We start from the raw sequence: 19,215 nt of genomic DNA on the forward strand, positions 1-19,215 counted from the left end.
TCAGAAAGGAATATCCAGTGCTCGGGCGATCGGATAGCGCCACATCTTGTCAGCCCAGACAGCCCATGCGCGAACGGTCCCGAAGCGCGGGCATGCGGCCAGCGCGCGTCGTTGCTCTCGCAGCCGACGTAACACCTGGGCGCGGCTAATGCCTGCGTTCTCGACATTCACTGTGATGCGTTCCACATGCAGGGCGCGCGTGGATGAAGGGAGGCGCAGCAGAAAGTCGAGGTCTCCCGTAATCCGGTAGCTCGCCTCGAAATGGCCGTAATGATCGAACAAGTCCCGGGCGTGCCAAAGCCCGGGATGACACATCGGCATGCGTCTGCCGATCTTGGCGAAGTCCCAGGCACCGCCGCCTTCGCCAATGACGGCGCCCTCAGCGTCCACCCAGCGACATCGCGACGACACGAGATCAAAAGAACGGCCTGCCGTTGCCTCCATTAATGCAGAGACCGCATCGTCGTCAGAGAATGCGTCGTCGGCACCGAGAAAACAGACGTACTTTCCCTTCGCTTGGGCAAGGGCCTTGTTCCACGCATCGTAGATGCCACTGTCTGGCTCCGATATCCCATAGGCGATGTAATCTGCAAAACGCTCGACGACAGCCATGGTGTCGTCGGAAGACATTCCATCGACGACGATCAGCTCCCAGTCGCTGGACGACTGGCGCACGATCGAGGCAAGGCAGCGCTCGATCGTGCGTGCCGCGTTATACGTGGCTACGATGATGCTTAGGGTCGGGCGCGACGCTGGCGATTGATCGGACATGGCGGCATTATGGCCGCGTCCTGCTGGCCGAGGAAGGCGGGGAGTCAGGGCCCTATGTTCCCGAAGCATTTAGGGGGTGCGTCCCTCGAAGGGTAGTCCATTGATACCACGGGTTATTTTCGATCATGGGATTTTTGTGACCCAGCGTTTCGGAGGCGTGTCGCGTTATTTCGCGGAACTTGCGCGAGGTGTGGCACGTACGGGCATGAGGGTAGAGATCGATAGTCCGATCTATGTCACAGACGCGGTCCAAGATCTTGAGCGAGATGGCGTCGCGGTGAAGGGCACTCACGTTCCCGTGTTTCCCGGTGTCACGTGGCTCGGACATGGCATGGCGAAGCTGTCGTCCGCCCGTGGCAAGGATGCCATCGTCCATGAGACTTGGTATTTGGAGCAGCGCCGTCGCTGGCCGTCGACTATTCGTCGTGCTGTTACCGTGCACGACATGATTTGCGAGCGGTTTCCCGGCGAAGTTCAGGGCGCGAACGCCCAGGCGCGCCGCAAGCGCCAGGCTGTAGAGCACGCCGATCTGATTTTCTGTGTTTCTGAAACGACACGCGCCGACGCAGTTGATATTTGGGGTATCTCGTCTGATCGCATGGTCGTGACCCCTTTGGCGTCCTCACTCCCGATATATCCCCGATCGAGGCCATCCAAGCCCTTTATCCTGTATGTCGGCCACCGGGCGGGGTACAAGAACTTCGCGCTGTTGCTGCAGGCATATCAAAGCAGCGCGCGCCTCCGCTCGGATTTCGCATTGATCTGTTTCGGCGGGCCGCGCTTCGGCGACACAGAAAAGCAAGCAGCCTTGCAGGCGGGAGATGTTCATCATGTTGCCGGGAGCGATGCCGTGCTAGCGGATCTCTACGCGCGCGCCAGCGTGCTGGTCTGTACGTCCCGCTATGAGGGCTTCGGTTTGCCTTTGCTGGAAGCGATGTCGGCAGGCTGTCCAGTCGTCGCGGTGCGTAGCGGTTCGACGCCGGAAGTCGGTGGGACGGCTGCTCACTACGTCGAGGGCGTCGATTCCGCCGAGCTCGCGCGCACACTTGAGACACTTCTTTATGACGAATCGGCCTTGATGGATCTCAGCGAGCGCGGACTTGCGCGGAGTCACTCCTTCTCCTGGGATCGAACGGCAGCTCTCACGGTTCGTGCCTACATGGAAGTCCAGTCATGAAGGCATCATGGTTGGCGTCCCGTATTCTTGAGCAGTCCGCCTCAAATCCTTCTGGGGCTTCCTCTGGGCAAGAACTCGTGCGGCGAGTGTCTTCGGTACTCCGACACATGGCATTGGCCGCCGGTTGGGATGCCCCTTGCAGAGTGCGTGTGGCAGGCCTTGCGGGCTCAATTATGTTGCCGCTATCGCACCAGATGCCCGCCTATCGAAACAGACACCCGTATTACGATCGGCTCATTGAAGAGATCGCCGATGTCGTTCGGAAGGACCAGACGCTGCGAATGGTCGATGTCGGCGCCAATGTTGGCGATTCGATCCTCGCTTCCGGACCGACCGAGCATGATGCCTTCCTTGCTTTCGAGCCGCATCCGGCTTTCATCGCGTATCTGCGGGAAAACCTAGCGGATGTCCGGCAAGTTACCGTTTCCCATGCGGCATGCGGTTCGAGCGACGGATCCGTAGCCATGGGCAATGCATCGCACGGAACGGCCGGTGCCACGACTGCCGATGGCGGAACTCAGGTGGCGTTGACATCCTTGGACAATGCGCTTCCCGTTATATGGAGCTCCCATACCCCAAACTTCGTCAAGATCGATACCGATGGTTTCGATATCGACGTAATCGAGGGAGGGCGTCACCTTTGGCGTGATGCGCGGCCGTGGCTGCTCTACGAAGCCGATTCTCGCCTGACGCGCGGCGGTGTCAGCAGGCATCTGGAAGGCATAAAGCAACTTGCCGAGGCTGGCTACATCAGCGCACTGGCATTCACGAATCTTGGTAGCGTCGCCGCGAGATTGCGGTTGGACGATCCTGCCGCTTGGCGTGCGCTGTTGGGTAGCCAGTCCGCGGATGGCCTCGTGCACTACCACGACCTGCTAGTGGCTCCTTCGGAGGAAAAGCTTTCCGGGCTCATCGCTCGTCTGCGGGCGAAGCGTTGGCCTGGTGCAGAAACGTCGGAAGCCTAATAACGGTCGGAACGAGACTAGCCAGGGCGTAAGCGATAAATGTGCACCAAGGCACAAGCGACGCGTCCCACACGGTAAGTGCGGCCAGTTTCAGCCCAATGGACACGACGGCGAGTACGACTGCTACGCGCACTTGAAACGCCAGGATGCCGGCTGCGTTGAGAAAGGTGGCGAATGCCTGGCCTATGGCATCGATGCTGGTCCACGCGACAAAGCCGCCGAGCAGCACCCAAGACACGGGCAGTGTCTTGTGCAACCAGATCTCGGCTATTGCCGTGAACGCCAGCGAAAAGAACAGGGCAGCCAACAAGGCAAAACCGCCAGCGCCAACAACGGCGCGGCCCAGTGTCCTTCGGACCCAGGCAAAATCGGAAGCCGCCAGGGCTTGCCGATAGATCGGCCACAGCGGCACCCATAGCAGCGACAGAGAAAGGGGGATCAGCGAAAACAATCGCTGCACGACAGCGTACTCGCCTGCCTCCACCGGGCCGCGGATGGCTGTAATCAGGGGCAGGTCGATCGTGAATGCGACGGCGCCACCCAGTTGCAGTACGAAGAATAGGAAACCGTCGCGGCGTATCCTCGCGCGAACGTCCGGACGCCGAGGTTCGTCCCGATGTCGCACCATGCCGTGTACTGGGTGGCGCCATAACGAAACCGCATTCAACACGGCGGGGAGTGCCGTAGAGGAGAGTGCTGCTGCCACCATCCACGCCAGTCCTGCATGAAGTAGTGCGGCTGTGACAGTGGCAATGAGCGAGAAGACCTGTCCGAACGTCTGCCACCGAAACGCAACATGGCCGAGGCCGAGGCCTAACTGAGCACGCGTGGCAAGACTCAAGGGGACGCCGCAGGCAACGATCGTGAGGGCAACGAGCGCCGCTAACCTGGCTTGCGTGCTGGCTGCTGGCGAAAGTCCGAGGATGTGCCACCAGGGCAGCCATGCCATGGTGACAACGGCAATGAGCATGACGAGCGCTATCCGAACGAGCACAGAGGATGCCTCGCGGAGCACAACTCTGACTTCGTCCGACTGCCCCCGCCCCCGTGCGTCGGCGATCATGTTCATCGCGCCGTTGCCGATGCCAAAATCCAGAAAGCCGGCAAATGTCATGACAGATACGAGTGTCGCCCAGACACCGAACTCAGCGGGCCCGAGCGATCGCATGACGAAGGGCAGGGCAACGAAGAGATTGATGGCGGCCACGCACTTCGCAATGAGCGACCAGCTCCCGGTCCGCAATACGGACTGGCCGCGCGGACCAATCCATCGGGACCAGTGCCATCGCCTGAGATGCATCATCATGCAGCGTGCTGGCGAAACCAGGCGACCGCAGCGTCGATACCTTCACGTAGCGGGACCGTTGGCGCCCACCCCAGATTCAGGAGTCGCGATGAATCGAGGCGTTTGCGCGGCGTTCCGTCTGGCTTGGTCGTGTCCCAGGCGAGGTTGCCTTTGAAACCTGCGGCGGTAGCCACTGTTCGCGCCAGATCGGCGATGCTTACCTCGTCGTTACTGCCAATGTTGATGGGCGCGACGTCGGAATAATGATTCATCAGAAAGTACGCGGCGTCAGCCATGTCATCTGCATGCATGAACTCCCGTAGCGGCTTGCCGCTTCCCCAAACAGCCACTTCGTCAGCTTGGCTATCCGCCGCTTCAACGAATCGACGGATCAGTGCTGGCAGGACGTGCGAATGCTCGGGATGAAAATTGTCGTTCGGACCGTAAAGGTTCGTCGGCATGGCACTGATCGCGTCGAATCCATGCTGCCGTCGATACGCCTGACACATCGCCAAGCCCGCAATCTTGGCGATGGCATAAGCCTCGTTCGTTGGCTCAAGTGGACCGGTGAGCAGGTAGTTTTCCTTGATCGGCTGAGGGCAGTCTCGTGGGTAGATGCACGACGAGCCCAGAAACAGGAGTTTACGAACCCCATGTCTCCATGCCGAATGAATCACATTCGTCTGGATGGCGAGATTGTCGCGAATGAAATCGGCCGGATAGGTCGCGTTTGCAAGGATGCCGCCGACCTTCGCCGCAGCGAGAAATACATACGCCGGTTTCACGGTCTTAAAAAACGCATCGGTAGCATCCTGGTCGCGCAGATCCAGTTCCGCGCTGTCCCGCGTGACGATGTCTGCTGCGCCGGCACGTTGCAGCCGCCTGACAATGGCCGAGCCGGCGAGTCCACGGTGGCCAGCGACATAGATGGGGAGTTCGAGATCCAAGGTCGTCATTCGTAGCGTTCCGAGGTGGCGAAGCCGGCCTGTTTAACCAAGGCGTCCCTTCGGGCGTCCTGCAGGTCGTTCGACATCATTTCAGCGATGAGATCGGCGAACGATGTCCTGGGCGACCAGTGCAGTTTGTCTCGAGCCTTGCTTGCGTCGCCGAGTAGCGTTTCGACCTCGGCCGGGCGGAAATAGCGGGGATCGACTTCGACGATCACCTGGCCTGATTTGACGGCCGAGTCGTGCGGGGCCTTCAGCACGAGCGCACGTTCTTGTGTCCCGGCTCCCTGCCATTCGAGTTCTAAGCCAAGTTCGGCGGCAGCAAGCGTGACGAATTCGCGGACAGAATGCTGCTCACCGGTGGCGATGACGAAGTCGTCCGGGTCGTCTTGCTGCAACATCAACCACTGCGCTTCGACAAAATCTCTCGCATGGCCCCAGTCGCGGCGTGCGTCCAAGTTGCCGAGATAGAGGCGATCCTGAAGGCCGGTAAATATGCGGGTCAGGCCTCGCGTGATCTTGCGCGTGACGAACGTTTCGCCTCGGCGAGGCGACTCATGGTTGAAAAGAATGCCGTTGCAGGCATACATGCCGTAAGACTCGCGGTAGTTGACCACGATCCAGTAGGCGTAGAGCTTGGCGACCCCATAGGGAGACCGGGGATAGAAGGGCGTTTGCTCATTCTGTGGCGTGTGAACGACCTTGCCGTAAAGTTCGGAGGTCGATGCCTGGTAGAAGCGCGTCGTCTTTTCCATGCCCAGGATCCGAATGGCCTCCAGCAGTCGCAAGGTGCCCAGAGCATCCGCGTCAGCCGTGTATTCGGGCGTTTCGAACGACACCTGCACGTGGCTTTGCGCGCCGAGATTGTAGATCTCGGTGGGTTGAACCTGTTGGATGATGCGTATGAGGTTTGTAGCGTCGGTAAGGTCGCCATAGTGCAAGACGAAGCGGCGGTCGCCTTCGTGGGGGTCGCGATACAAGTGGTCCACGCGTTCCGTGTTGAACGAAGAGGCACGGCGTTTGATGCCATGCACCTCATAGCCTTTTTCGAGCAGGAACTCCGCCAGGTAAGCGCCGTCCTGACCTGTAATTCCTGAAATAAGTGCTCGTTTCACGACATGTTCCAGATAGGCTTGATTCGTCTGCCGGCTTTCGAGGCCCGGATCAGGCGGAAGTGTAATACGGCAGCTCAATCGTCTCGCATCGGCTGTGCTGTAGGTGCCCTTGTCTCTAGCTGACTTCTGAGGGACGAGATGTCCCTGTCCAGGCGGCCGCCAATGTTCATCTTGTCGAGGGCGTTGAGCTGTCGCTTGGCCTCATCGACATTGTCGCGCGCAATCAACAAGCGGGCGTAATGGATGCGGTAGGCAGGTTCATTCGGTGCAGATGCAACAGCGTTGTCGGCCATTTCGAGTGCCAGCGGGTCGTCATGGAGTATCTGAGCGGCGAAAGTCCCATACGCCGCCTTCAGGCGGGCGCTTGCGCCCGGCTTGCCGAGGGCGGTCCGGAAGGTATCGTTCAGTTCGTTTGCGTCGAAATGGCAAAGATCGTCTTCGATGCAGGAAGCAAGAGCCAGGAGAGAGCTGTCATCCTGGACGGTCACAGGTCGCCGAGATAGCTTGTCTCGCATGCTCGTCCACCAGCTTTGCCGCACGGGCAGGTCCATTCGCCCGTAGAGAAAAACGAGCGCCTGCTCCGGAAGGATCGAGGATCTGGGAAGGGCGGCGGCGCGTTCCAGGGCCTCGCCCGCTTTCGCCACATAAGGCGAATCAGGCTTGTAGTGCGAAGCAATGATGTATGCCCTGCCCAACTCGTATTGGGCGCGAGGTGACGTCGGCCCTCGCGCGGCCAATTCCTCGGCAAGCGATAACGGAGTCCCCCATGCCTGTGCGGTCTGCGCCGAAAGTGCTGCCGCCCATCCTGTCAGTGCAACGCCGATAGCGAGAGGGACGGTTCTCAGGCCGCTATACCCATTTCTGGATAGCCAGGCGGATGCGATTTGCAGGACTTCCGTCACCGCGAGCACGATGCCAATGCTCGCAAAGTAGTTCCGGTGCTCGTAGATGAGCTCCAGAGGAAGCACCGTGCCGGTCAAGGTGTGACAAGCAAAGAACCAAAAGCCCCCGAGGCAGATTAGGGGGGCCTTTTTCCTTATCCACCACAGCATGCTTACGATAACGATGAGTCCCACGGTGCAGAAAAGCGTGCTGGGCGGCGACAGCCATCCCGTGCTTTGCGCGAAATCGTCGTGGTAAAAACTCAGGCGGCTGGATGTGGGGACGAGAATCCAGCCTATGTAGTCGAGTACCACTCGAGCCTCACTCAAGAGCCGGGTCTGTAGTGTGAAGTCACGCGTTCCCCAGGTTCGTGCATCGAGAAGGCCGGGGCCGATCCATGCCATGCCCAAAAGGAACGGCAGGCCAAGGCTCAATGCGTAGAACCATACGAGGCGTCGGTCCTTTCCCGGTAAGTCTTGTCGCCACTGAAAGCGGAACACGAAGGCCTCGACGCAAAGGCCGTAGAGCGGCAGCAGGATCGAGGTCTCCTTCGCCATGGTGCCCAGCAGTGCAGGTACGACAATCCAAGCCATGGCCCTGAGAAGCCCGGACTCACCTCGTTGCATGCGCTCCCGCGTGCGGACGTAGCCCAGCAGCCCTATCAGCACGAATAGGTTGGCGAGCGATTCCATGCGCTGGACGACATAAAGCACAGCGGTGAGGTTGATAGGAAGAAGCAGCCATGCAAGGGCCGCAGCGGCGGCGATGAACGTGCCTTTCTTTTCCGTATACGTTTCGTTTCGATCAAGGCGAAACAGGGCGGCGAACAGCAGATAGACGAGCAAGCCGTTGATCGCGTGCAAGGCGATGTTCGTTGCCTTCATGGAGGCGGCATTCAGCCCGCCATTCATGAAGTAATCGAGCGCGAATGTTAGCGATGCCAATGGGCGCTTGAGCTCACTCGATGGTGACGAAAGGGCTGCTGCAACTAACGACCCGATGGAAAGTTCGCGCGGCTGAACCTGGGGGTTGTCGACGATGTTGGGGTAGTCGTCGAAGAAGAAGCCGCCTCCGAGCCCGGGCGCATAAACGGCTACCGTGACGGCGATCAGCGTCGCGATGATGGCGAGTTGTCGCCACTTCGCCTTAGAAACCAAGGCATCCATCATTTTCCGCTACCGTCGATCTGGCCGCTATCGAGCGCCTGACGAAAAGTCTGAATCGCGAGTGTAAGGCGACGATCCGCCCCGTCTTCGGCACGCGAGAGTGATGCCAGGACTTCACGGCATCCCGCGATGTCACCAAGCGAAGCGTCAAGCTGAAAGAGCAGGACGCCGATGCCGTTGTTGCGATCGCTATCCAACCACGCTTGCTTCACGACGTCGCGAGCTTCGGCGATGCGGCCGGCTTCCGCCATCATACGACCGGTGTTGTAGCGGGTTCGCCAGACGGGTTGATCGCGTGTTGCTTGGCCGTTTCCGTTCAACCAGGCCAGACTGACCATTGCCAGCCGCGCGGAATCGACGGACTTGCATCCCTCGGACACCTTTTGCGCCAGCAGCTCCCAACCGACCATGGCGTATGTCGTGATGCGTCCCTTGGCCCGTTGTTCGAATTCGTCATACAGCGCCTCGGGTGCCGGCTGGGTGTCGACGGCGCAATAGGCGACGAACCGCCATATGGTCGACGTGACGTGTTCGGACGCAGGTTCGGATTTTTCGCCCTGATTGATGTACGAGAGTGCGCCCTCAAGGTCTCCGGCAGCCAGGGCCTCTCCGGTGAAATTCGACAGCAATCGCGGTGAGTCCGCGTTGTAACTGTACTGAACGGCATAAAAGGTCCGTGCGTCCTTCCATCCTTCGGCCTGGCTCCAGGTTCCAAGGCCATAGATCGCTAGGCACGCTATGGCACACGCGATCAAAGCACGGCGTACGCGCGGCCTCTCCGTATGCGACGCCAGGAAGTGGTGGAGAAGGCCAATCACACCGATGAGTGCAAACAGGGCGGCCCCGTAGTTGCGATGGTCGAAGTAGAGTTCGAGGCCAATCGGGCCCGCTTCCAGCGCATGCGTAACCAGATAACCTGCTACGCCTAAGGCAAGGATTGGGACACGACGACGCCAGACGACTGCGACCCCAATGGTGAGAATCCATGCTCCCAGGCTGAGGAGCGTCGTCCCTGGGCTGGTAAGCGATGTGGAGACCGGGTAGTTGTCGTGAAAAAGGCCCATGCGGGGGCCTACCGGGAAAAAGGTGGTTTGCAGGTAGCTCCACAGGACGCGTGGCTCGGTTAGAAGCCGCTGCGGCAAGGTGAAATCGCGGTTCGCGTAGCCTCCAAGAATCCAATCCGGGCGCAGCAGGGCGAAGGCAATCGCGCAGATCGTGGGGATGCCCACGGTTAAGGCGAAGAAGATGTTGATCTGACGGGGGCGCTGTCGTTTTTGAAAAAGCGTGTACTCAAGCACCGCAGTCAATGGCAGGGCAAGCGCGCCTGTCTCTTTTGCCGCTAACGCCAGCAAGGTCAGCGCGGGAACGCCTATCCACAAAGCCAAAGTGGCTGCGCGCGACCCTTGCTGTATGCCACGCCGTGCCGCCATGAATGCGACCAGGGTGGCGAACGTCAATAAGGTGGCCAGCTGCGCCATACGTTGTATGACGTAGAGCACCGTACTTACCTGCATGGGCAGCCATAGCCAGGCGACAGCGACGAACGCGGCGAGCCAGCCGGCATGCTTCGGCTGGATGCCGGCTTGTCGAAATACCTGCACGCCGAGCACGAAGGCGAGCGCGCCACATGCCAGATGGACGGCGAGGTTGGTCGCCTTGAAGGCAAACGTCCCCAGGGCGGGGTCCGACGACGCGTTGGCGAGGAACGTGACCATGCTCAACGGCCGGCCGCCCGGACCGGACCGATTGTCGAACACGACACCTTGCCACGTGAGGTTACCGTCGACCCAGCGCTTCAACGGTTCGAGATTGCCGATATCGTCGAGTAGGAAGGGGCCGTGCAGCCCCGGCGCGTACATCGCAATTGTCAGGCACAGAATGGCGAGGACGATCAGCCATGCGAAGCTGCGCCGAAAAGCGGCGCCGAATGCTATTTCAGTGGACAAGTGGACTCCGAGTGGCAAGGCACGTCGGAGTCAGCGATCAGCTGCGACAGGTGCCGGGAAGGAATTTAGCTGCAAGATTGCCAGGTGTGCCGAAGCCCGCCGCGCCGTTGCAGCTCCACGTGATGATGCCACCGGAAGCCGTGGGCGTCAGCGTGAAGTTTTTCCCATCGACCTTGCTCGCGTCGATGTTCCGGAAGGTGACCTCGATCACCCCTTTGTTTTTGATGATGATCTGGCTCACGTAAGTACTGGCACCAGTCTGGTAGCCCGCCTCTGCGGGGGTGCCCGGGAAGGCGCCTCGCGAACCATACGTTTCGGCGACGGCGTATTTCGCCGCGTCAGCGAGAACCAACCCTTCCGATACCTTGGCGCGCCGGGTGTAGTCCTGGTATTGCGGGATGGCGATGGCCGCCAGGATGGCAATGATCGCCACCACGATCATCAGTTCGATGAGCGTGAAACCCTTGATCCCCTTCATGGCCATATGCCCCCCTTTAAGCATGGTCCGGGATAAAAAGAAGGCTCCCGAGGGAGCCTTCTTCGCGACGCTCCAACCTGGCGGTTAGCGAGCGATGCCTTGCGTAAGCATTATTACTTGCGGCAGTTGGCCGGGACGAACTTCGAGCCGATCGAGCCGGTGGTGCCGCCGAGACCGGCCGCGCCGTTGCAGTCCCACTGGATCGAGCCCTGGGTGGCGGTCGGGGTCAGAATGACCGTCTTGTTGTCAATGTTGGTGTCCTTGACATTCTTGTAGGTCACGGTAATCACGCCATTACCCGAGATACCGACGCTGGCAACGTAGGTGCTCTTCGCGGTCTGATAACCAGCAGCGGCTTCGGTCGACGGCCAGGCACCCTTAGCCTGATACGTCTCCGAAACAGCCAGCTTGGCGGCGTCAGCCAGCACGAGGCCTTCCGACACCTTGGCGCGCTTGGTGTAGTCCTGGTACTGCGGGATGGCGATGGCGGCCAGGATCGCGATGATCGCGACGACGATCATCAGTTCGATGAGCGTAAAGCCCTTCTGCATGGTCTTCATGGATGTTCCTCGAATGGTTAGCTAACCGTGGTGTTTTGACGCCCCCTGAGCCCTAGCACCGGACCTCCTAGGCTGGCCCGGTTCCCCCCTCGTCACACACTGAGGAAAAAACGACCAGGAAGCTCGCCGCGAAAACAAGCACGTTATGTGCCACGTTTCGGGCGGCTTGCCCTGAACAGCAGGCGGGGCAGATTTTCCACACCCGTAGCGGTTACACAATAGATGTCGTTGCAGGAATGCCGAGCGCGTCACGGACGCTGCGCCGATAGTGACAAACCGCGTCACTATGTGACGCGCCTGGGCACTCTTCTTTTGTCGATTCAAGCGGATGCGCGCATCGATCGGTGCTTCCACACTTGCCAGAGCATCCGTGCGCCGCTTACCGCCAAGAGTATTTCAATGCCTCGATACGGTACGGCGTAGCGCGGTTCGGCCTGCAGCAGGGTGAAGGTCAGCGTTGCGAGGATGCCTACGGCTGCCATCCAGCGAAGCGCCAGGGGGCGGTTTCTCGAAAGCAATGCATCAAGGGTGCCGATGAGGGCCAGGAGGGCGATCCACGGATTGAGCACATAGCAGATGCCTTCCCACGCATGCAGCACGGGGCTGTCCTCGAACAGGGAGTGTGCCGTGGGGAAGACGTAGATGTCGCCTTGACCCACGGCGACGTTCCAGCCCCACAGCAGGGCGGGTTTGCTTGCGTACCAACCTGCATATCGCCACGGATCTGCGGAGAGGCGGCGCCACAGCAGGGGGAGCCCTTCGGTCCACCCTGCCTGCATGGCCCGGGATTCCTGGTCGATCGCCGCCATGGTGGCTTGTGCCTGGGGATCGCCTCGCTGGATCGCGTCGAATGCAGCCTGGTGGTATTCCGGCCACGCTCCTTGCACCAGATTGATGGAAGCCCTGGCGCTGGCGCCCGTCGTTGGAGGCAGCATGGCGTTGCGAACGGTCCATGCGGCGGGGGGTAGCGCGCAAGCAAGCAGCAGAGCAAGCCAGAGACGGCGGCGCGGCACGTCCTTCCAAAGCATCAGCGCACACAGCAGCGGAGCCATGGGCAGCACGACAGCGTTCGTTAGTGCGGCGGCCGAGAAGGCGAGACCGGCCATGGCAGCCAGCGGGATCGAACGCCGACGCAATGACGTGTCGAGCAGCCAAAGGGCCAACGCAATCAAAAAGCCAAGCAGGGTTTCACTGAGGACGTAGCCTGCGAAGCCGACCAAGTGCGGCCAGAAGGCAAGGAGGACACCGGTCGCGACGGCTGCCGCCATGCCCCGATAGCGGCGGGCGAGCGACATGCACAAGCCCACGGTGGCCGTGCCGAGCACGCATTGCGTAAACAGAATGGCGTCGTAGACCGCGGGACCGGTACCCCGAAGCGCCATCAACCCAGCCAGGAACGCTGGATAACCGGGATCGCGGAAGCTGTCCGGAGTCACCACGGGTGACAACGGGCGAGCAAGCGAGAACGTGCCGTGGTTCAGCAGATTCCAGGCATAGCAGAAGTATTGCCATGCGTCGCCCCGGAGCGGGTCGTCGACCACTGCCGTACGCACATAGGCGTATCGAAGCATGAATGCGGCAATGACGATCGCCGCGAGGAAGAAAGCTGGGCCGCGCGGCACGCGCGCAACGGTTTCGTTGGCCAATCGACATTCCCCTTGCCCCGTGCGCTTGCCGGGCGACGCACCAGCTTAGCCGATGGCGGCTTGGGCCTCACGGCAACCCGCCACGCTTGCGCATGCGACACACGCCCCGTACCGTGCCGGGCAGATCACGCAAGGGAGCCCCACCATGAAACCCCTCTTCGCCGCGCTAGCCCTCGCGCTGGCGTCCGGCCCTGTCCTGGCCGCCGACGCCGATAGCGCCGCCCCGCATCCGTTCTCTATCCGCGACCTGGTCATGATGGATCGCGTGAGCGATCCGCAGTTGTCGCCGGATGGGCGTTACGCCCTGTTCTCGGTGCGATCCACCGATTACGCCGCCAACAAGGGTTCGACTGCCATCTATGTGGTGGACCTCAACAAGCCGCCGCAGCCGGTGGAGGTCGTGGAGAAGGGATCCTCGCCGCGTTGGGCGCCGGATGGGCAGTCGATCTATTACACCGCGCCGAAGGACGGCACGGCGCAGGTCTGGCATCGTCGTTTCGACGCCGATGCGTCCGGCAAGGGGCTCGCGCTGACCGTTCGCGCTGGCGAAGCGGTGACGGATGCGCCTCTGGACGTCAACGCGTTCAAGCTGTCGCCCGACGGTGCGAAACTGCTGCTGAGCTACGACGTCTTCACCGATTGCGCGGACCTGGCCTGCACCAAGGAGCGCCTGGACGGTCGCGAAAAGGACAAGTCCACCGGTACGGTGTACGACAAGCTGTTCGTCCGTCACTGGGACACCTGGGCCGATGGCCGCCGTTCGCAGCTCTTTGTCGCGGACGCCAATGCACCGTCGCAGCCGGTGTTGCTGACCCGCGGCATCGACGGCGATGTGCCGAGTAAGCCCTTCGGCGGCGATGACGAGTTCACCTTCTCGCCCGATGGCAAGACCGTGTACTTCGATGTGCGCATTGCCGGCAAGACCGAGCCGTGGTGCACCAACTTCGACATCTACAGCGTGCCCGCCGATGGCTCGGCGGCACCGACCAATCTCACCGCGGACAACCTCGCGTGGGACGCCAACCCGCTCATGTCGCCGGACGGCCGCACGCTGTTCTATACGGCGATGAAGGAGCCGGGCTCGGAAGCGGATCGCTTTGCCATCATGGCGATGGATCTGGCGTCGGGAAGCAAGCGCGAAGTAGCGCCGTCGTGGGATCGCACCGCCGGCGCGCTGCAGCTTTCGGCCGATGGCAAGACGCTGTACACCACCACCGACGATAACGGCCAGCATCCGCTGTTCGGCATCGACGTTGCCACGGGCAAGGTCAGCACCCTTGTCACCGACGGTGCGGTCAGTGCGTTCTCTGTCGGCAAGACGAAGATCCTGCTGTCGCGCGACGACCTGAAGCGCCCGGCCGATCTGTACACCGCCGATGCGAAGGGCAAGGGCCTGAAGCAGGTCACGCACTTCAATGCCAAGCGCATCAAGTCCGCGCAGACGGGCGATTTTGAGTTCTTCACCTTCAAGGGTTGGAACAACGAAACGGTACAGGGCTATGTCGTGAAGCCGGTTGGCTTCAAGCGCGGCAAGACCTACCCGGTGGCTTTCATCATTCACGGCGGTCCGCAGGGCGCCATGACCAACAGCTGGAGCTATCGCTGGAATGCGCAGACGTACGCCGGCCAGGGCTTTGCTGTCGTCACCGTCAACTTCCATGGTTCCACAGGCTACGGCCAGGCCTTCACTGAATCCATCTCGGGCGACTGGGGCGGCAAGCCGCTGGAAGATTTGAAGGCCGGCTGGAGCGCCGCGCTGTCGAAGTACAGCTTCCTCGATGGCGATCGTGCCTGCGCGCTCGGCGCCAGCTACGGCGGCTACATGGTTTACTGGATGGCCGGTAACTGGAACCAGCCGTGGAAGTGCTTCGTCGACCACGATGGCGTCTTCGACGCTCGCGCGATGTACTACGACACGGACGAACTCTGGTTCGAGGAAAAGGAAAACGGCGGTACGCAGTTCGACCATCCGGAGAACTACGAGCGCTTCAATCCGATCAATCACGTGAAGGATTGGCGCGTGCCGATGCTCGTCATCCACGGCGGCAAGGACTTCCGCATTCCCGACACGCAGGGCATGGGTGCGTTTACCGCGCTGCAGCGTCGCGGCATCCCCAGCCAGTTCCTGCACTTCCCGGACGAAAACCACTGGGTGCTCAAGCCGCAGAACAGCGTGCAGTGGCATGAGACGGTCAATGCGTGGCTGAAGGAGTGGACGGCTCCGCAGGCTAAGTGATCAAGGCAATCGGTGGTGGCCATGAGGCCATCACCGATTGCAAGTCGCTGATGTGAAGGTGTGCTTTAGTCCGTGCACCAGTGAGGGCTATGCGTGAGTCAAGAACTCAAAACCACCGATTCCTCTTCAACGCAATAAAAATCCCACCCACGATACAAGCCACCAGACAGGTGATCGCCGGATAAGCCCAGGGCTTATCCAACTCCGGCATGTGCACGAAGTTCATGCCATACCAACTGGTGATCAAGGTGGGCGCCGCCAGCATGGCGGCCCAGCCGGCGAGCTTCTTCATCACCTCGTTCTGGCCGAAGGTCACCAGGGAGAGGTTGACGCTGATCGCCGCGCCGAGCATTTCGCGCATGGCCGAGATCGACTCGTTGACGCGGAATACGTGGTCGTAGATGTCGCGGAAGTAGGCGCGCAGTTCGTCATGGATGAGGTGCGGGTGCAGGCGTACCAGCTGTGCCACCACGTCCTGTAGCGGTACGACTGCCAGACGCAGTGTCATCAGTTCGCGCTGCATGTCGTACAGGCGCTTGATCGTCTGGCGATTGTACGTTTCCGCGAAGATGTCGTTTTCGAGCTCGTGCAGCTCTTCTCGGAAGTCGCGGACGATGGGCAGGAAGTTGTCCACGATGAAGTCGAGCACGGCATACAGTGCGTAGCTCGGTCCCATGGCGAGCAATTCGGGGCTCTGTTCGCAACTGCGCCGTGCGGGCGCGTACGAGAGCGACGCGCCGTGGCGCACCGTCACGAAATAGCGCTGGCCCACGAAGATCTGCGTTTCGCCGAAGGCGATGTTGCCGCCGACGAGCTGGCCGGTCTGCGCCACGATGAAAAGGGAGTCGCCGTAGGCCTCGATCTTCGTACGCTGATGCGCGTGCTGCGCATCCTCGATCGCCAGGTCGTGCAGGTTGAACTCCTCCTGCAGTTTCAGCAGCAGGGTCTCGTCGGGCTCATGCAGGCCAACCCATACGAACACATCCGGCTCCTTCAGCACATCGCTGATGGCGTCGATGGTGATGTCGCCGATGCGTTGGCCGTTCGTCCGGTACGCCACGCAGTTGATGACCATGCCATGGGACGGCTGGGTGGGGGTGCTTTCGGGAAGGGTCGATACGGAGGCCATGGCGGCATGATGCCGGGGCCGGCGTGACGCGGCAATTGCAGGCGTGGGTGACGCACGTTCACACGATCTTGCTGGGCGTGTTCCTTTCCCCTGAGGCCGCGATCAGTTCGGCGGTGGGCGCGGCCCGCTGGGCGGAGACGCATATCGGCGCGGCTCCGATGTTTTGCCCCGGGGGCGTCGATATAGCTTTGAGGGGCGGAGGACGCACGGCATCGGAACGGCGGTGCGCCCTTGCGCCAAGGACGCTATTTCAAGGAGAAGAGCATGGCATCTGCTACACCGCTTCCTACGCTTCCATTCGATTACAAGACGTGGAAAGCCGGCACCTCGATCACTCTGCCGCCCCTGTTCGACAAGACCGCCCGGGCGAAATTCGACGCGCTGGACCGCGCCGTCGATGTCTATACGACCAAGGCCACGCCCAGCGCGCTCGTGGTACTTCGTGCGGCGCTGCGGGACTGGATGGATCACAAGGACGCCAAGGATGGCCCGGGCGCCTGGGCAGAGAGCAAGCGCAACCGCAAGTACCTCATCGCGCATCTGAACGCCGCGATCCACGGCGATACCGATGTCTCCCTCGGCATGCCCGAGATGATGTCGCCCGGCATGATCAACGCGCGGCTCGGCATTCTCTACCTGTTTGCCAACACCACCTGGGACGAGGGCGTCTTCCGTTTCGTCACCAGCGGCGTGCTGGATTTCGCGGGCAAGGGTACTGGCAAGCCGGCCGTTCGCGCCCTGAAGGCGAGCGACTGGTTGGTCAAGCCGGGTCCCGCGCCAACCGACGCGCTTCGCAAGGGGGCTCGCGACCGACTCGTAGCGCACTTGTCATCGCTGCACGACAAGCTCGCCAGCGCCATCGAAGCGCAGTTGCCGAAACAGGACGCCGACAAGGATCAGGCGAAGAGCCTTCGGGACATGTGGGACGCCGTGCCGGGCGGCATGCAGGCGGCCTGCCGCTACCTGGTCGATAAGGCTCTCGATCAGATCGCGCCCTTCCTCGCCAACGGCGTCGGTACCGTGGAGGGCCTCATCAAGGCCACGTCCGCGGGCGTGGACCGCTACGTCGTGCATACGAAGGGCAAGGGCGTATCCATCGTGCCGGGTACGCCGCGCAGTACCGTTGACGGCATCAAGCACGCCATGAATCTCGCCTTGGCATCGGAAACCTATGGCGTGCTGCGCAGCGCCGGTGCGCTGACCTTGGAAGGTATCAGTGCGGGCATCGCGGGCACGATCATCGACGTGGCCTTCTCCGTGATCGAGGCGTTCGTTGCGCTCATCTGGCGCGTGCGCGACTTCTACCACCTTCGCGTGTTTCGCAAGGAGGCGAAGCAATACTGGGAAACGCGCGAAGATGCGAGCCCGATCCACGAGCGCCCGGCCGCATTCAACGCGTGGTACCGACGCGTGGCGCTCAAGGTGCCTGCGGTGCCGTGTCTCACGCTCACCAGTGGCATCTGTGGCGACAAGATGCGTCTGCTGCGCATGTTCGACAAGGAAGGCGAGGTCATCACCCCGGCAGCGTTCACTGCTGGCGTGGCCTACCTCGACAACCTCAAGGCATGGGGTGCTAAGTATCTGGCCGATCTCGGCTACGACTTCGGCAGCGAGGATCCCATGATCGCCAAGTTGATCGCGACGCGCTGACGCGCCACGCCGGCATCAGTCGTGTCGGCGGCAGAAGGTCCAGGTCAAAGCGGCCCAGCAGGGAAGGGCGAAAAGGAGCCAGGGAAGGTTCCGCTGGGGGAAGTCGGGCCACAGATGCAGCAATAGCGCGATCGCGCACGCAGCAAACGATATCGCCGTGACGCGGGAGGTGGCACGACTGATCGGGCGTCCCGCGCGGCGGATCCGCCAGATGCCAGGGAGGATCGCAAACGCCAGCGGCGAGAACGCGAGCAGGTTGAAGTTGCCCCAGGCTGAGCGATGCAGTGTCAACGTCCACAGGGCCAGCATCAGCAGCCCCGCGAGGCCTGCAAACAGCGCGTACAGCGTGCCTGCCGTCACGAACACGCCACGCGCACCACCGCGTCGGGTGAGCGCAGGCAGGGCGAGCGGAACGGCGAACAGAAGGCCAGCGGCGAGCAACGGCCAGCGCAGATCCGGCGCACGATCCGGAGGCGGAGTCAGCTTCGCCGGCACCAGCAATGTGTCTTCGGCCACCAAGGGGCGGCCGTCGACGGAGATGCTGCGCAACTGGTCTTCGAGCGTCATCGGCAGGAAGCTCTCCTTCCAGGCGGTCATGGGCTGATCGGCGTACGGTCCCAGGCCCAGGTCCATGCCAAGCATCAGCAGCGGCTGGTTGCTCATGAGTCGCGCGGTCTGTTCGCGGAACGTCATGCCGCCGGGTTGGTTGATCCACGCGGTGCTCAGCACGCCGCCGAGCGCATCGTCGAGTGCATCGCGCACGCGGGTGGTGCAGTTGTCGACGTAGTAGTCGTAGTGATAACCCGCGTTTTCGGGGCGGATGTTCCAGAGCAGGAAGCGCCGCAGCCGCTCCTTCTGCGCGTCGTCCAGCGCCAACCGTTGGCGCCGCACGTAGCGGCCTTCGCTGGCGTAGAAATCGATGTCCGACTGCGTGCTCTCCGCATCCATGCGATAGGCCATGATGCCGCGCGCAAAATTCAGCAGGAAACCTTTCTGATCGAAATCGAACACGCCGTAATTGAAAGCGATGGATTCGCCGCTGACAGTGTCGCGCACTTCCAGTGCATCGTGGCCGAAGCGCTCCCAGTAGATGTCGCCGGGCCCGTAGGTCATCAGCGAGATTTCCAGGTTCGCCGCAGGCGCGTCGACGATGCCCGCGCGAACGGCAGGAGCGAGGCACACGGCCAGGACGAGAAGCAGAATTCGACGCATGGGTTCGGTCAGGGGTCCGTCTAGGTAACGCACCACTTGTAGGAGCCGCC

General features: G+C 61.5%; 15 protein-coding genes. 4 read left to right on the forward strand and 11 right to left on the reverse strand.

The annotated features are described in order from the left end of the window. On the reverse strand, positions 1-771 hold the full coding sequence (locus BT115_RS12615) for a glycosyltransferase family 2 protein (protein WP_072322927.1): 771 nt from the start codon (positions 769-771) through the stop codon (positions 1-3). Between the two features lie 136 nt (positions 772-907). Between BT115_RS12615 and BT115_RS12620 the strand changes: the two genes are divergently transcribed. After that, entirely contained in the window at positions 908-1,948 is a 1,041-nt protein-coding gene (locus tag BT115_RS12620) for a glycosyltransferase family 4 protein (protein ID WP_177257408.1), read from the forward strand. A gap of 173 nt (positions 1,949-2,121) precedes the next feature. Continuing rightward, on the forward strand, positions 2,122-2,913 hold the full coding sequence (locus tag BT115_RS12625) for an FkbM family methyltransferase (protein ID WP_177257409.1): 792 nt from the start codon (positions 2,122-2,124) through the stop codon (positions 2,911-2,913). On the opposite strand, the gene BT115_RS12630 is transcribed toward BT115_RS12625, so the two are convergent. From BT115_RS12630 to BT115_RS12665, 8 genes are all read right to left on the reverse strand, one after another. Beyond that, the gene (locus tag BT115_RS12630) at positions 2,858-4,219 is read right to left on the reverse strand and encodes a lipopolysaccharide biosynthesis protein (RefSeq protein WP_072322929.1); all 1,362 of its coding nucleotides are present in this window, start codon (positions 4,217-4,219) and stop codon (positions 2,858-2,860) included. The genes BT115_RS12625 and BT115_RS12630 overlap by 56 nt on opposite strands. Then, positions 4,216-5,145: a GDP-L-fucose synthase family protein gene (locus BT115_RS12635; protein WP_255369418.1), complete on the reverse strand. Its 930-nt coding sequence runs from the start codon at positions 5,143-5,145 to the stop codon at positions 4,216-4,218. Before BT115_RS12635 ends, BT115_RS12630 begins: the two co-directional genes overlap by 4 nt. 5 nt (positions 5,146-5,150) lie before the next feature. Continuing rightward, entirely contained in the window at positions 5,151-6,260 is a 1,110-nt protein-coding gene (gene gmd / locus BT115_RS12640; RefSeq protein WP_072322931.1) for a GDP-mannose 4,6-dehydratase, read from the reverse strand. A 74-nt stretch (positions 6,261-6,334) separates the two neighbouring features. After that, entirely contained in the window at positions 6,335-8,311 is a 1,977-nt protein-coding gene (locus BT115_RS12645; RefSeq protein WP_343124053.1) for a tetratricopeptide repeat protein, read from the reverse strand. Then, on the reverse strand, positions 8,308-10,254 hold the full coding sequence (locus BT115_RS12650; protein ID WP_143144554.1) for a hypothetical protein: 1,947 nt from the start codon (positions 10,252-10,254) through the stop codon (positions 8,308-8,310). Before BT115_RS12650 ends, BT115_RS12645 begins: the two co-directional genes overlap by 4 nt. A gap of 37 nt (positions 10,255-10,291) precedes the next feature. Next, a complete protein-coding gene (locus BT115_RS12655; protein ID WP_072323204.1) occupies positions 10,292-10,732 on the reverse strand; it encodes a pilin in 441 nt (146 codons plus the stop codon). Between the two features lie 113 nt (positions 10,733-10,845). Then, positions 10,846-11,292: a pilin gene (locus tag BT115_RS12660; protein ID WP_072322933.1), complete on the reverse strand. Its 447-nt coding sequence runs from the start codon at positions 11,290-11,292 to the stop codon at positions 10,846-10,848. A gap of 320 nt (positions 11,293-11,612) precedes the next feature. Further along, a complete protein-coding gene (locus BT115_RS12665) occupies positions 11,613-12,938 on the reverse strand; it encodes a glycosyltransferase family 39 protein (RefSeq protein ID WP_072322934.1) in 1,326 nt (441 codons plus the stop codon). Positions 12,939-13,083: 145 nt separating this feature from the next. Here BT115_RS12665 and BT115_RS12670 point away from each other — a divergent pair, with 145 nt between their 5' ends. Then, positions 13,084-15,174: an alpha/beta hydrolase family protein gene (locus BT115_RS12670; RefSeq protein ID WP_072322935.1), complete on the forward strand. Its 2,091-nt coding sequence runs from the start codon at positions 13,084-13,086 to the stop codon at positions 15,172-15,174. Between the two features lie 106 nt (positions 15,175-15,280). Here the strand turns inward: BT115_RS12670 and BT115_RS12675 are convergent, their stop codons facing one another. After that, the gene (locus BT115_RS12675; RefSeq protein ID WP_072322936.1) at positions 15,281-16,303 is read right to left on the reverse strand and encodes a magnesium and cobalt transport protein CorA; all 1,023 of its coding nucleotides are present in this window, start codon (positions 16,301-16,303) and stop codon (positions 15,281-15,283) included. 264 nt (positions 16,304-16,567) lie between these two features. Between BT115_RS12675 and BT115_RS12680 the strand changes: the two genes are divergently transcribed. Then, positions 16,568-17,953, forward strand: coding sequence for a hypothetical protein (locus BT115_RS12680; protein ID WP_072322937.1), 1,386 nt, complete (start codon positions 16,568-16,570; stop codon positions 17,951-17,953). Between the two features lie 15 nt (positions 17,954-17,968). Here BT115_RS12680 and BT115_RS12685 read toward each other — a convergent pair whose 3' ends face one another. Next, positions 17,969-19,165: a lipoprotein N-acyltransferase Lnb domain-containing protein gene (locus BT115_RS12685; protein ID WP_072322938.1), complete on the reverse strand. Its 1,197-nt coding sequence runs from the start codon at positions 19,163-19,165 to the stop codon at positions 17,969-17,971. Between the last annotated feature and the right edge of the window lie 50 nt (positions 19,166-19,215).

The organism is Luteibacter sp. UNCMF366Tsu5.1 (assembly GCF_900119235.1).
In the GTDB taxonomy this organism is placed as follows: Bacteria; Pseudomonadota; Gammaproteobacteria; order Xanthomonadales; family Rhodanobacteraceae; genus Luteibacter; species Luteibacter flocculans.

Coding starts and splice junctions, on each gene's coding strand:
- BT115_RS12615 (WP_072322927.1), bottom strand. CDS start 771: ATGTCCGATCAATCGCCAGCGTCGCGCCCGACCCTAAGCATCATCGTA.
- BT115_RS12645 (WP_343124053.1), bottom strand. CDS start 8,311: ATGATGGATGCCTTGGTTTCTAAGGCGAAGTGGCGACAACTCGCCATC.
- BT115_RS12660 (WP_072322933.1), bottom strand. CDS start 11,292: ATGAAGACCATGCAGAAGGGCTTTACGCTCATCGAACTGATGATCGTC.
- BT115_RS12630 (WP_072322929.1), bottom strand. CDS start 4,219: ATGATGATGCATCTCAGGCGATGGCACTGGTCCCGATGGATTGGTCCG.
- BT115_RS12625 (WP_177257409.1), top strand. CDS start 2,122: ATGTTGCCGCTATCGCACCAGATGCCCGCCTATCGAAACAGACACCCG.
- BT115_RS12675 (WP_072322936.1), bottom strand. CDS start 16,303: ATGGCCTCCGTATCGACCCTTCCCGAAAGCACCCCCACCCAGCCGTCC.
- BT115_RS12655 (WP_072323204.1), bottom strand. CDS start 10,732: ATGAAGGGGATCAAGGGTTTCACGCTCATCGAACTGATGATCGTGGTG.
- BT115_RS12680 (WP_072322937.1), top strand. CDS start 16,568: ATGGCATCTGCTACACCGCTTCCTACGCTTCCATTCGATTACAAGACG.
- BT115_RS12670 (WP_072322935.1), top strand. CDS start 13,084: ATGAAACCCCTCTTCGCCGCGCTAGCCCTCGCGCTGGCGTCCGGCCCT.
- BT115_RS12685 (WP_072322938.1), bottom strand. CDS start 19,165: ATGCGTCGAATTCTGCTTCTCGTCCTGGCCGTGTGCCTCGCTCCTGCC.